This is a genomic window from Leptospiraceae bacterium (genome assembly GCA_024233835.1).
Taxonomy (GTDB): domain Bacteria; phylum Spirochaetota; class Leptospiria; order Leptospirales; family Leptospiraceae; genus JACKPC01.
In genome coordinates, this window is record JACKPC010000001.1 from 1,267,730 (window position 1) to 1,281,369 (window position 13,640).

Below are 13,640 nucleotides of genomic sequence, written 5' to 3' on the forward strand. Positions count from 1 at the left end.
TTCTTAATCATGATTCTATGTTATTTTTTATAGTCCTGTTTATTCTTTTTTCCTCTTCTATTGTAGCTGATGATTTTCATAATATACATTCTTTTGTTGGGGAGAGAGCATCCGGTCTTTCCGGTGCTTATACGGCCATTTCCGATGATCCATCCGGGATTGTATACAATCCTGCCGGTATAGCATTTTCTCAGGGAGACTATTTTTCTATTTCTGCAAATACCTACAGTGAGATTAGTAAGAGGTATCAGAATGTATTTGGAAAAGGAACTGATTATATCAGGACATCAAGAACATTTAATCCGAATTTCATAGGAAGCCTGAAGTCTGTCGGAGACTACCAACTGGGACTCTGTGTTTATACTCCTTATTCAAATTCATTTGATCAAAACGATATCTTCTATCACCCTTTATCAAAACCGGAAATATATCAAACACGTCTCGGATTAGCTCATTTTGTAAATCAAAATTTGCTTTATAGTTTTGATCTAATTTATACGAGCTCCTATTCTATGTCTACCAACCGTTACCAATTAGAACTTACAGGACCTTATCTTATTTTAAAAAATCCTAAAGAACCGATGATGGAAAGATTTGCTACCCTAAATTTTGCTTTTGGCTTAGAATATTTCTTTTTTGAAAATTTTGCAATTCGTATAGGAGGTTTTTCTAATTATTCGAATACTCGAAAAATTGATTGGTTGGATAGTTCTATAGATCTCCTCATTTTAAATGCCAGTCAATCGAATACAATTCGTGTTTCCAATAATCCTTTGATTTCGTATTTTCCGGAAGATATTCAAGCACCTCAACGTTTTGAACATGTGGACCTGAGGGGAGGAACTCTTGCTCTAACCTGGGCTACAGCAAAAACTTCGGTAAGTCTTACAGGGATTTATGAAAAAGGATTTGGTTCTGCTCGAATTATTTCCTCAAGCCCCGCTCACCCGCTAATCTATAAAAATGTAACTCTATATTTAACTGCCAGTACTTTTAATTGAATCTCCATTACAGAGCAGAGCTACATTCGTCTGAAGTCCTGAGTGTATGCGCCTGAAAAGAATAAAGGAGTATTCAGCAAATATTAATAATTGACTAATAATACGGCTCAGCCAGAGTTCTGACGTTAATAAAATCTATCTTCTCTCCATTTTGCTTGTGTCCGCCGTGACCATAAAAGTCAAAATAAAGATCATTCATTGCTTTTGAATCTTCATCTGTCGTGCGCAGGAATTGCTCTTTTTTGTAAGCAACTAAGTCGAGCATGAAAAGAAACCATGTGTCCGTTTCTGCTGTTGGGTAGGGCACATCATTGTTTCCTACAGGTGCATAGAAAGCGGAGATGGATTCAGGAAAATCAAAGGAATAAACCACATGTCCAATAAAGACATATGAACCATGGGATACTTCTAACAGTATGGAATTCCCGTCAAACTCTGGCCCATAACCCCCGCTCCACTCGGTCATGGGAGTTTTTTCGCTCTTGCCGATCCATATTTTATTCACGTTCTTAAATTGTCCCAGCAGAAGGGAATACCAGCAATGATCGGAATATCGATCGATATTCCGCAAAAATCGGTTGGGATCGTGGCTATACACATATACATCGACTCCATTTTCGATGACCAGGAAGGGACGACCTCCGTTGTCAAGGACAAGCCAGCGCTCACCCTCTTCGGTATGCTGATAAGGAACTGCGCGTGTTCTGGATGGGCTTGTCATGTATTGACGCACCCAATTCTCATCCGGAGGCTCTCTCACTTCATAATTCTCAAGGACAGGTTGTTCCACAGTTGAAAATAGGTTGAAGTCAATCCATGGATAATAATATAGAGGACTGGAACCTTTTTTTCCGTGTTTGGAATTCCAATGGCTTATTTCATTAGTTTCTTTGTCCCGTTCCAATACCTCTTTGTAAAACACCAATTCTTCTAAAGGAGGCGCTTCTTCTTTTGTGTTGCTTTCGTCAATGTTCATCTTCTTTTCCAGCTAACCCTATAAAGTATATTTCGGTGAAAGTCTAACATAGATTAATTTAAACCTTATGTAATTATTCTATCAGGAAATCTCCTTTCAACGTGAATGTGTAAGAAGAGTGTAAACCTATCCCCTACCCCTTTCCTAATTCGCGTGCGCAGGAAAGGGGGGATGAGAGGTAGAAGGGCTTTAGCCCGATAATAAAGGATATTCCTTAAAAGAAAAAAACATACAGGCTGGCCGCCCGGCATTGGAAGCCTGACTTTCCAAAAGGAAGCAAGTTCTGTAATAATAACTAATCGCTAATATCTAAACAGCCGGACGCTGTGCTTCGGCGCGCTTTGCTTGCTCAGCAACCACATCCGGCTGGGAAAAAAAGGGCGCCGCACCAGGCGACCCACCGGTGGGTCGCTTTCGTGGGTAGATTATTTATTTTGTTTTCTTTTCTTTAAAGACTCCGGATTTCTCCTGTCATGCCAGACGGCGACTATTGAAATCAGGGTTTCTTTGAGAACGTAATAGAGGGAGGAAGGGAAACGCTTTAGCTTCATTTTCCATGAGAAACCCCCTGAAGACTCCCAGTTTTAAAATGCTGGCCGCTGGTAGCTAATTGCTGAAAGCTGCTTTTAAACATGTAATGCCTCCAGATCCCTTTCTACTTCTTCCCTTGAAAAACCGGGATGCGGGTTTTCTTCCATACGTTTCAAGCGGATGGACAGATTATATTCTGTCTCTACAGTAGGGGTGAAAACCACGACAACTGTGTAAGTTCCGGGTTCTACGGCCTGCGGTAACCTGGCGGTAAGGGTTCCATCCTCGGCGACCGTGGCTTCTACTTCGTAGTGTTGCATATAGGCTCCTTTTATTTTCCAAATCAAGCTTTCATCGACTTTCTCGGCCACTGAGTGAGTGCTGGCTTCTACCCTTCGGATGCTGAGTGAAATTTATTGCTTCTGCAATAAATTTAGTATCGAAGCACCGAAGTGACTTGACGGCATGACCGAAGAAGAGAAATGCTTGGGTTGTTGATATTTACTATATATTATATCGCAAAAATCAACAATAAAATTGCGAAAAATAATAATTCATGAATAAAGAAAATTATAAAGAACTTTTTACTTTTTTAGGTATGAGGCAAAAAGATTTCGCTCAAAAATATGGTGTCCAAGCTTCAAATTTAAGCGATATTGTAAACGGTAGAGCCAAACATCTTCCAATCGATGTCATTCTAAAACTAAATGAGGAATATGGAATCAGCATCAAATGGCTGGTAAATGGAACTGGTGATATGTTGGGTATTCAAAATAGTGAGTCTTTGACCGAAGATGAAAAGGTATTATTTAAAGAAGTTCGTGAAAATCCTAAGCTTATGGGTTTCTTAAAAGGTTTTATTGAATTACTTAAAAAAAATCTGTAAGTATCTCTTCCTTTCGTTACGATTCGGTTTAAACCGAGGCCTGATAGAGTGTAGGACAGCAAAAATACCAATTCATTAATGACAAAATCTTTTAAAATAAGGAATTCCTGAGAAGAAGGAAAAATAGGATTTCTCTCCAAAAATAAGCAAATCTCCGGATTAGAAACAAAATGCGGTTCCTTCAAAAATGCCTTTAAGAAACTCAATACTGCCTTTTTATTAAAATCTCTACTTTCATTCATATCCCACATACTATTTTTATGTATAGTTTTCTGTAAAGCAAATCTCTATTTTCGCCTTTCCTTTTTTTGTTGTCTTTTTGCAGGGAATGTTATTAAGATGTTAAAGTGCGGTAAAAATCCTGACTCCACCAGCATATAAGACGTTGAAGTGATTACGATTTTTAGTAACATACGGATATATACTACACGCTCGAAACGTTAAGCGGTATTTTATCTGGCTTTAATAATGCAATATGTAATATTGATATTGGTATTTAAAGAGAGTTAAAGAAAATCCATCATAAACAAGTAGGAGAACACGATGAAAGCTATTGGTTTTATTACTATAACCTTCTGGATTATATCTTTTATAAGTTGCGAAGATCAAGATAAAGAATATAATAAAGGAAAGACGAATACTACATTTTGGCTTGAACTTATTCGTACAAAAAAAGAAGCCGATTATAGAGAAAAATATAGTTGTAAATCTACAGGATATGAAATTTCCAATGAAAATAATGGAACAATAAAATTCAAATTAATAGGAAATGAAAATTGTACGACAGCAATTTATTATGAGATATGTCTACAAGGACAGGTATATAGAGAAAAAGAAAATGATTGCAAAGGAACAGGTGACGAATCCAATCTTTATGGTGCTCAGTTAATACAGGCAGGATTAAGCAGTAGTGATGGTTCAGGAATGTATCCAAACCTGGCATCTTGTCAATATGATAATGAAGGTTTTTTAGGCTGGGATTGGTGGGAAGTTGCTTACTTAAGTCACTATAATGATGTTAAAGCAATTTTAGATACTTTGATAAAAGCAAATCCAACTTTAGATGGTATTGAAGTTTGGAATGGAACAAATTTTAATACAATTAAAATTCCAAATGGTGAAATAATAAGGCAGAACGGTAAAATAAAAAAATACACACTATGCATGATAGAAGTAATTGAGTAATACACAATAGAAGAAGATTTAGTTAAATTTGGTGTATTAAAAGAAGATATTGTTTTAGGATTACAACCTCCATCCTATAGAAAGTTCACAGAATATGCTGTGGCTTAATAGTGGTATATCAAAAAACAGCTCTCTAACAAGAGAATGTCCAACAGACCCATTTTAGCCACCGTCACATCGGACGATTCTCAGGACGTTAGACGAAATTGATTTGAAGAGCCGGCGTCCGTGCCGGCTAAGAGAAGAGGGAATAAAACAGAGGGATAAGACATGATTGGTGATAAAAGAAAATGCATGGGCTTGGTCACATTTATAATTCATCTATCGCTACGGTGGATACGCAGAGAACAATAGTGGACATTTTCCTAAAAAATTAAAGGAGAAAGAATTTTGAATAATGAATATTTATTAAAAAAAATTGAAGAATTAGAAAAAGAAAATCAAACTCTTAAAAATGAAATAGCCCAGGATAAATACAAACATATTTTGGAGAAAGCAGAAGAAATTGCAAATATGGGATCGGGTGTATGGGATATTATTAACGATAAATGGATTTTTTCAAAAAATTGGTTAAAAATTATGGGCTTATCAGACCCTATAAATTCAAAGGAAGAACTTATGTCTATAGCTCATCCCGATGATGTTCAAAAAATCGATCATGCTTATCAGAATGCATTTAAGGGACTAAAACCTGCAGAATTCGAACATAGAATTATAAGAAAAAATGATAGAAAAATACGTTATATAAGATCGATGAATGAAGTTATATTTAATGAAAAGAATCAACCTATTAAATTGTTTGGGACCTCACAAGATATAACAGCTCAAAAACAAATCGAACAAGCATTAAAAGAAAGCGAAGCAAAATTCAGGTCTATTGTAAAAAACTCAACGCCTATAATTTTCACAATTGATTTAGAAGGTAGATTTATTATATCAGAAGGCAAAAGTCTGGATGCACTTGGACTAAAACCGGGGCAGATTGTTGGTATGTCGGCTTTTGAGATATATAAAGATTATCCTGCAATAATACATGGTGTTAAAGAAGCTATGGCAGGCAAAACTTTCAGGGATATTATTAAAGTCGGAGAAACATATTTCGATATATTTTATGCACCAAACAAAGATGATTTTGGGAATTTTAAGTCAATCATAGGTATGGCTATTGATATTACCAATCAAAAAATCATAGAACAGGACTTAAAAGAAGCTCTTGAAAATAGAGAAATACTCCTGCATGAAGTCCACCACCGTATAAAAAACAATATCATTTCTATTGAAGGCTTATTATCATTACAATTAGAATCTATCAGCAACCCAGAAGCTGTTTCTGCATTACAGGTTGCTATTACTCGAGTTCAAGGCATGCGTATCCTCTATGACAAGTTATTGTTCAGTAAAAGTTATCAGGAAATCTCCATAAAAGAATACACTGAAAGCCTTGTTGATGCGATTGTTGCAGTGTTTCCTGAAATTAAATATGTTTCTGTTAAAAAACAGATTGCGGATTTTAATCTTAATGCAAAAACAATAATTCAGGTTGGTATTATTATAAATGAGCTTCTAACAAATATTTATAAATATGCTTTCAAAGGGCGAGACGGTGGTCAGATATCAATTATGCTTGATAGGACAGAAAATCATGTTGTCCTGACCATTCAGGACAATGGAAATGGAATGGAAGAAAAAAATGATTTAAATAAATCACCTGGTCTTGGGCTTACAATTGTTAGAATGTTATCGGAACAACTAGGCGGCACATTCACTAGTGAAAATCATAAAGGGACAAGGAGTGTGCTGGAATTTGATATTTGATTTTTGGATTAAATACATGTGCCCATCCATGGGCTTCAGAACCTGGTTGGTGAAAAGCGCGGTTCATCGTCTAACTGAGGATACGACTCCGGGACCTGTTCAGACCGCTTAAAAGGAATCAAGTTTTTTCAGAAAAATTTATTCTTGAACTTCATAAAAAAATGTTCGGTGATATCTGGAAGTGGGCCGGTAAATTTCGTCTTTCAAATAAAAATATCGGAGTAGATAAATTCCAAATTGGTATTAAAATCAAAAACTTGCTTGATGATTGTAATTACTGGATAGAGAATAAATTATTTTCAGAAGATGAAATTGCTATACGATTTAAACATCGCTTAGTTGCTATTCACCCTTTTCCTAACGGAAACGGAAGGCATTCCAGACTCATGGCAGATATAATAGCTAAAAATGTATTTCATCGAAAAGTATTTAGCTGGGGAAAATATGATTTATTTCAAGAATCAAAGTTAGGAATTTATTATATACCGAGTTTGAAAATGGCAGATAAGGGAGATTATACATTCTTATTAAAATTTGCCAGAAGTTGAAAGGTGCTTTTATTGTAATATCTCAAAAAACAGCCCTCAAACAGAGCTTATGAAAAATTTCCGCCAGGTTATGAAGCTGCGGAAACTTCTCAATATCCGATTTCATCCTGGCATGATGTGGCAGATAACCAGGCAATCGCTGATGCAGTTTGTGATAGAATCTTACACTCTTCTTACTCATTTACCTTGAAAGGAGATTCCCTGATGTCACTAAGATGATTTTGGAAACATTTGAGTGGTAAAGTTTCAACCGGAATAGGTGGCAGATTTCACCGAAATATACAGATTCAACTGAACGACTTATTTTTAAAAATTCTATAGATATATAGTGAAATATTCCTTGCTATTTCCCAAAACCTCTATTATGATAGAATTATAGCCAATACAGATTTTAAAGAGGTTCTTTCTTGCAAAGTCTATCCTTTAAATTTAAACGAAAGTATCTTCTATATATCCTCCTATATTTCTGTATTTCCATCTTTTTCTCCATTTTTTCGGATACCATTGTTTTGAAATCAGGTGATAGTATCGAAGGAAAAGTAATAGAGCTTACTCCTTATTCAGTAAAAATACAACTCTCCGATCAAATAGAGAATGAAATTGGGATGAGTGACATTATTAAAATCACCTCTCGAAAGCTCAGTCCGGAAGAAATACAGGAACTTTTTCAAAAAGATAAAGAATCTACCGAGAAACTTTCCCCAAAGGAAATAATAGAAGAAAAATTTTTCCAATTAGAAGATACAATTGTAGTTACCGCCTCAAAGAAAAATCAGAAAATAGGTGATGCTCCCGCTATTATCACTGTTTTTACCGATAAGGAAATTGAAGACCTGGGAATCCAATCGATGAATGAGTTAATCACCTTTCTCCCCGGCTTCTATAGCACCAATGATTTGACCCGGGTTCCCAATCGCCTTTCTGTTCGGGGAATTCAAAACTCAACTCTTATCCTTGTAGATGGAATTCCTATCATACAAAAAAATATTGTAAGAGGCTTTAATGATTTTCCTATAACTATCGCAAGTGTCAAAAGAGTTGAGGTTATAAGGGGGCCGGGTTCTGTTACCTGGGGAGCCAATGCCTTCATGGGAATTATCAATATTATCACCCGGAATTCAGAAGATATAAGATCCGGGGAAAAAAGAGTTTCGGGTAAGTTGACTATTAAAAGGGGAAATTGGGATACCTCAAAAGCTTATTTTAACGGAGATGTAAGGTTATCTGATTCGGTTTATTTCTCTATTGTCGGAGCGTATGAAAATTCCCTTGGCTATCCTCAGGATATTGTGGGTAATAACACACGGGAAGACTACAGGCCCTATACAGACCCCGGTTCCGGCCTGATAGACGAATACAACCAGGCTCAATTGGAAAAGGGTGTCTATAACCCGGAGTTAAACCTGCTTTATCCCTGGCAAAGAACATACGGTGGAACAAAAAGTCTTCGTAACCCATCCACCGTAAGTGAAATAATGAGTCGGCTTTTCTGGCAATTCAACCCTAAGGGCAATATGCAATTCTCTTATATGAAAAATAATAATAAAACTTATTTTCCGGTCAGCGGCTACAGGGCTATTCGTAATCGAAATCAAAATGGGTATTATGAATATCCTTTCAATGTATATAATTATATTCTACAATACGATATTACGAAAAATCTTTCTTTTTCATTAAACCTCTCGCGTTATGATACAAGGGAATGGGAACATTTTTCTCGCTTTGCACCCCTGTATAACGATGAAAAAATGTCAAATTTGAACTGTAGTTCTTCTAAATGTTCTCCTCTCAATAGGGATGCTTATGTTCAATACCAGGGAAATTATCTTGAACCCATGATTAGTTATACAAACGATTTACATGTAAAATATGAAGGTATTCCGTACAACAAAATTCTTCTCGGTTTTACTTATTTCGAACAGAGTATACCGGCCCTGTACTATTCCAGAAACGATTTAGGACCGGTTCGAAGTCTGTCATATATCATTTCGGATGACAGATTACTCGAATGGAAAGATCAGGGTCCGCGTGTTTCCAAAATAAACTCAGCGTATCTACAGGACGAAATACAAATCGGAGAACGAATTATCCTGCAACCCGGGCTTCGTTATGATACGCATCAATACAGCAGTAATATAGTAAACCCAAAATTTGCTTTCCTTTATAAAATTACTAAAAGCGTAAATTTGAAATTGCTTTACGGAAGGGGTTTTCGGGAACCGAGTTTTAATAATCTATTTTCGACTCAAGGTACGGTAGGTTCTGTATCTTTTGCTAACCGCAGCCCTTCGAACACCTTAAAGAACCATCCGAACTGGGGTTACCCGGAGACGCTGGAACCGGAAAGGAGTGAGGCCTATGAATCGCAACTTTCTTTTTACATCAATAAAAATATCAGGACAAATTTGAATGCTGCCCATTCCAGAGTTTCTAATTTAATCAAGCAAACCTTTGCGGAAGAAGGTTGGAGCTGGTTTGGAAATTCCGGGGAACTCAGCATGGAAACCTATGAGCTTGAGCTAAAGTATCTAAACCAGAAAACCCAATTCTTTTTCTTTAAACCGGGAAGCTATCTTTTTCTCAACCATACCTATAACCGCATGATGAGAGAAATCTCTCCATACGAGGGTTTTAATATAGCCAGTACCATTCAGAAAGACCCGGAAGAATATTTTGTTGTATATAAACAAAAGTTCTATACCGCTCACAACAGGGTGAAAAAACAGGATATTCCCAGACACAGCAGTAACTTTGGTTCTTATATCAAAGTTTTTAAGAACTTTGCCACGAGTCTCTCGGCTCAATATTTCACTAAAGTGATAGTTGACCCTATTCGTCGTGTAGATACCGCCAGCTATGTTTATCCGGATGACAGGAAAGAATACCTTAAAACCTATGCGCTTTGTTCTGCTCTTTCGCAGGTGAATACATCCAAAACTTGTGAAATTATTAATCGCTGGGATACTCCCGTATACGGGCATACAATCGGCGATTATTTTCTAATCCATCTTGGCTTTACTTACAGCTTGAGTTTTGAGAAAGACAAGGTTTTTAAAGCTTCTTTGCATATAAGAAATCTTTTAGATAGAAAATACGATGCACCTGCTCTCATTATGCCCAACCCCCAGGCCGGCAGACATATTGTTTTTTCTTTAAGCCAGACGTTTTAATTTGATTCTATGGATTTATCAATCAAGGCCTCATTTATTTTGAGCCCTACTTTCCTTAATACAGTTCGATTTACGGTAAGATAGGTTCCTATGATAGGAGAAATAGGAATGTCTTTTGGAGAAAGAGAATCCTCCAGAACTTTTTGTACCATAATTGCAAGTTGAGAACCAACAGTTGAGTAATTGGGGGATATGCTAAAAAGACCACCCGCTTTTACAAAGTTTTCCGAATATACGATAAAAGGAAGCTTATCCTCAATTGTTTTTTCAGCCAGATATAGGAAATTATTATCATTTATAACTGAAGGGTCAGGGAGCATCCAGAGAACATCAATTTTATCCTTAATCGCCTGGTAGGATTCTAAAACTTTATTCGCAGAAGACTTATAAATAAGCAACTGTATATTCATTTGTGCTAATTTCTTTTGGATGAGTAGAGCTTTATAATAGTAATTTTGACTTACAATAACTCCAACTTTTGTAACTTCACCAATTGCAGATTTATAATTATAAAATATACTTTCGGGTTGTATATCCAGGGAAACTCCAGTAATATTAGTATATTTGGATATATTGAATTGTTTATGGTCTAAGATCATAGAAAAGAGAATCGGAGTTTCTTTTATTTTTCCAATGAGAGTTTCTAAAGCGTGGGAACCTATACAAATAATTAAATCCGGATGAAGGTTTTTTATTTCCCCGGCTATTTCTTCCGGTTCTTCGTAGTTTCCTTCGAGATTTAAAAAAAGAATTTCGTAATTAGAGCTTAGTTCATGTTGCAGTGTTTGTTTTACCATTTGAAAGCTGGTAAAATTTTCTGAGGATAAAATAAAAATTTTTTTTCTGTTATCCTGAGAATAGTGAAATTCCCTGAGTTGTTTTAAGGGACTCGAACAGGATACAATTAGAGAAGTAAGATAAATCAGGAAAAGGAATATGCTTTTTTTATAAACTTTCATCTTTTTAAACTGTTTAAATCTGCCTTTTTGTTAGAAATAGAATCAAGATTCAAAGTTTTTAAAAAATTCTTTCCTAAAGGGTCTGAGGAAATGTTTTGCATGGATTTTATAATCTTCTCAGATTCCTCTCCGGAATACAAGGTCCTTACTACAACAGGACGAAAAATTTTATCAGTAGAATGAAGAATATTGATTTTTTTATAGTCTACCGGATCTATTTTTTGAAAAACCTCAAGGCTGTTATCTGAAACAATTGCAGCATCCGCTTGCAAGAATTTTAATCCCATAATTGCATCCAGATCCTTGGGAACATTTAGGATTCGCCATTCTTCCGCTTTTTTTCCTATAAGACTTATAAGATCTTTTTTATTTAGAGAACTGGCAATTATTTTTTTATTTAGGGAGGATAGGGATTTGATTTCAGGATTCAAGCTGATGATTTTTTTTCGATAGGTAAGTTTGGAATCATAAGAAAATATATACACCGCTTGTAGGTTTAATTGTTTCAGCATTTCCTTATAATATAGAGACTGGACAATCATTATCTCAGGTTTTATTTGGGAAACTTTCGAATCCATTAGATTACGATTTGCAACAACTATAAATTGACTGTCTTTCGATATAGAGCGAAAATAAAAACTACCATTTGCCTGTATTCCTGCTATATTGCGTAAGTTTCCATCCGGGTCAAAATATACCACATTACCTGCAGAAATGTTTCCAAAAATATGTGCGAAGATAATGAGAAAACTAAATTTTAGAATATTCAAACTTTTAAGCATACGTAATTTTCATGAGAGAAATATCATCAATGAGTTCACCCTGTTTTTTTAGCTCTGAGGGAATTAAATCCAATTTTCCATGTGTTTTTTCTATGGTACGAAGAAAAAGAGTTTCATCACTGTTTACTCTTCCGTCTTCAAATTCTATATCATCTTTGCCGTCTGAGCCCAGAAAAATCGAATCTCCCCTGTGTAACCTGAAGGTATTAACAATCACATTGTTGATAGGAATTACACTACCCATTTTGCAAATACATTTCTGTTTTAAGTAATTTGCTTTCTTATCCCTGTAAAGTGTAGCAGGGGGGTGTTCTGAATTAATAAAATACAGCATACCATTTTCAACATTTACGAGGCCGAGAAGCCCGGAAACCTGCATATTTCCTTCCAGGGAAGAAAGAATTTTATGTAGTTCATAAAAACAATCTTCTAACCACTGCTCAGGCTTCTTTTTCTGGTAGACCTCTGAATGTAAATTTCTACTGAGTATATTTTGAAAAATACTTCCGGTAATCAGTAATCCCCCGGCTCCCTGTATGGATTTACCCATTGCATCCCCATTAAATAGAACTGCGTAAATTTGTTCTTCTAATATGATTTTATTCGATATACAAATATCTCCTCCTATCTGTATAGATTTGGTTTTATACTGGAATTGCATGTATTGTTCCAGGTAAAATTCGATTTGAATTGATTCTACACGGCTTAGGTTTGTCATCAGGGGTTCAATCAGTATCGTCGTAAGGTAGTAATCGGCTTTTTTTCTTTCATGTAATTGGTTTATTTCTTGTAGAGAGTTCTGTAATTCAAGGGTTCTTTCTTCTACCTTATTTTCTAGTTTCTTATTGAAATCTTCCAGGGATTTCTGGTAGTACTGTATATTTTTCCTCATGGTATCAAAAGAAACCGCCAGCATCCCGATCTCATCTTTTGAGTTTATGTTTAATTGAAAATCAAAGTTTTTCTCTGAAATTTTAATGGAAGCATCTTTTAATTCTAAAATAGGGCCGGAAAAAATGTAAGCAAGACGGACACTGCCCGCGATTCCAATTAGTATAAAAAATATGCTTAGAGCTGAGGAGAGAAGAAAAACTCTAAACTTCAATTTTCTTATGATACTTGTAGTTAGACCAAAGCGAATATAGCCGGATTTAACATTCGAAATCAAAACTTCTGTTTTTATATCAAAGCATTCCTGATTATTGTGAACAAGCTTTTTGACTATAATTCCGTTATCATTAATTCCAAATTCATCGGGTAATATGGTTTTTATTTCTTTATCAATCGATTTATAATGACTTTTAATGTAAGTTATATCCTTGATTATTTTATCCTGAATAATAATTGGAATAGACTCTGAACTTTCGAGGTATCCGTATACGATTTCATTATCATTTCTTACAATTTCTAAAATGACTTTATCTACATCTGAATATTGAAAACCGGCAATTAAATTAGCAGAGACTAAAGATAAGCTTTTGGTAAGCAGGGCTCCTTTTTTAAGGAGAGCAATTTCAATCTGTTTTGATGAATTATACGTCAAAATTATGCTGACAGTTGTGATTAAGATGAAAGTCAACACAGATATTGTTACGATGAGCTTGGAACGAATATTTAAGTTATAAAATTGCTGCTTTAGAGCCTGAAAGCGCATCCCTTACTTAGTAAATAAAAATGTATCTCTGTCAATAGAGAAAAATTATATTCCCGTTACTTTAACTGTTTGTTACAAAAAGTTTATAAAATAATCAAGAAATATCTTTACGAAAAAGAATAATCTGCAAAAA

Annotated in this window: 13 protein-coding genes; 8 read left to right on the top strand and 5 right to left on the bottom strand. The window is 35.4% G+C overall.

The genetic code is table 11. From position 1 onward, the window contains the following. The first annotated feature begins 17 nt into the window (after positions 1–17). Positions 18–1,001, top strand: a complete 984-nt coding sequence (locus H7A25_05850; protein ID MCP5499405.1) for a hypothetical protein — start codon at positions 18–20, stop codon at positions 999–1,001. Positions 1,002–1,095: 94 nt separating this feature from the next. Here H7A25_05850 and H7A25_05855 read toward each other — a convergent pair whose 3' ends face one another. After that, positions 1,096–1,977, bottom strand: a complete 882-nt coding sequence (locus tag H7A25_05855) for a hypothetical protein (protein ID MCP5499406.1) — start codon at positions 1,975–1,977, stop codon at positions 1,096–1,098. A 626-nt stretch (positions 1,978–2,603) separates the two neighbouring features. Continuing rightward, positions 2,604–2,828 carry a hypothetical protein gene (locus H7A25_05860; protein ID MCP5499407.1) on the bottom strand — a complete coding sequence of 75 codons (225 nt, stop codon included), beginning with the start codon at positions 2,826–2,828 and terminating at the stop codon, positions 2,604–2,606. A 236-nt stretch (positions 2,829–3,064) separates the two neighbouring features. Between H7A25_05860 and H7A25_05865 the strand changes: the two genes are divergently transcribed. The 7 genes from H7A25_05865 (at position 3,065) to H7A25_05895 (ending at position 10,112) form a co-directional block, all read left to right on the top strand. Further along, positions 3,065–3,394, top strand: a complete 330-nt coding sequence (locus H7A25_05865; protein MCP5499408.1) for a helix-turn-helix transcriptional regulator — start codon at positions 3,065–3,067, stop codon at positions 3,392–3,394. Positions 3,395–3,937: 543 nt separating this feature from the next. Further along, positions 3,938–4,579: a hypothetical protein gene (locus H7A25_05870; GenBank protein ID MCP5499409.1), complete on the top strand. Its 642-nt coding sequence runs from the start codon at positions 3,938–3,940 to the stop codon at positions 4,577–4,579. A gap of 6 nt (positions 4,580–4,585) precedes the next feature. Next, on the top strand, positions 4,586–4,687 hold the full coding sequence (locus H7A25_05875; GenBank protein MCP5499410.1) for a XisI protein: 102 nt from the start codon (positions 4,586–4,588) through the stop codon (positions 4,685–4,687). Positions 4,688–4,969: 282 nt separating this feature from the next. After that, the gene (locus tag H7A25_05880) at positions 4,970–6,394 is read left to right on the top strand and encodes a PAS domain S-box protein (GenBank protein ID MCP5499411.1); all 1,425 of its coding nucleotides are present in this window, start codon (positions 4,970–4,972) and stop codon (positions 6,392–6,394) included. A 74-nt stretch (positions 6,395–6,468) separates the two neighbouring features. Next, positions 6,469–6,942 (top strand): mobile mystery protein B, encoded by a 474-nt coding sequence (locus tag H7A25_05885; GenBank protein MCP5499412.1) that lies wholly within the window; start codon positions 6,469–6,471, stop codon positions 6,940–6,942. 117 nt (positions 6,943–7,059) lie between these two features. Next, entirely contained in the window at positions 7,060–7,161 is a 102-nt protein-coding gene (locus H7A25_05890) for a hypothetical protein (protein MCP5499413.1), read from the top strand. A 290-nt stretch (positions 7,162–7,451) separates the two neighbouring features. Continuing rightward, complete coding sequence (locus H7A25_05895) at positions 7,452–10,112, top strand: TonB-dependent receptor (GenBank protein MCP5499414.1); 2,661 nt, start codon at positions 7,452–7,454, stop codon at positions 10,110–10,112. Here the strand turns inward: H7A25_05895 and H7A25_05900 are convergent. From H7A25_05900 to H7A25_05910, 3 genes are read right to left on the bottom strand one after another with little or no spacing between them, the layout of a single operon-like run. Continuing rightward, on the bottom strand, positions 10,109–11,071 hold the full coding sequence (locus H7A25_05900) for a hypothetical protein (protein MCP5499415.1): 963 nt from the start codon (positions 11,069–11,071) through the stop codon (positions 10,109–10,111). The two genes, H7A25_05895 and H7A25_05900, sit on opposite strands and share 4 nt — an antisense overlap. Then, positions 11,068–11,853 (bottom strand): hypothetical protein, encoded by a 786-nt coding sequence (locus tag H7A25_05905; protein MCP5499416.1) that lies wholly within the window; start codon positions 11,851–11,853, stop codon positions 11,068–11,070. Before H7A25_05905 ends, H7A25_05900 begins: the two co-directional genes overlap by 4 nt. Then, positions 11,846–13,507, bottom strand: a complete 1,662-nt coding sequence (locus H7A25_05910) for a SpoIIE family protein phosphatase (GenBank protein MCP5499417.1) — start codon at positions 13,505–13,507, stop codon at positions 11,846–11,848. The genes H7A25_05905 and H7A25_05910 overlap by 8 nt, the downstream gene beginning before the upstream one ends. Positions 13,508–13,640: the final 133 nt, after the last annotated feature.

Coding starts and splice junctions, on each gene's coding strand:
- H7A25_05850 (MCP5499405.1), top strand. CDS start 18: ATGTTATTTTTTATAGTCCTGTTTATTCTTTTTTCCTCTTCTATTGTA.
- H7A25_05855 (MCP5499406.1), bottom strand. CDS start 1,977: ATGAACATTGACGAAAGCAACACAAAAGAAGAAGCGCCTCCTTTAGAA.
- H7A25_05860 (MCP5499407.1), bottom strand. CDS start 2,828: ATGCAACACTACGAAGTAGAAGCCACGGTCGCCGAGGATGGAACCCTT.
- H7A25_05865 (MCP5499408.1), top strand. CDS start 3,065: ATGAATAAAGAAAATTATAAAGAACTTTTTACTTTTTTAGGTATGAGG.
- H7A25_05870 (MCP5499409.1), top strand. CDS start 3,938: ATGAAAGCTATTGGTTTTATTACTATAACCTTCTGGATTATATCTTTT.
- H7A25_05900 (MCP5499415.1), bottom strand. CDS start 11,071: ATGAAAGTTTATAAAAAAAGCATATTCCTTTTCCTGATTTATCTTACT.
- H7A25_05905 (MCP5499416.1), bottom strand. CDS start 11,853: ATGCTTAAAAGTTTGAATATTCTAAAATTTAGTTTTCTCATTATCTTC.
- H7A25_05910 (MCP5499417.1), bottom strand. CDS start 13,507: ATGCGCTTTCAGGCTCTAAAGCAGCAATTTTATAACTTAAATATTCGT.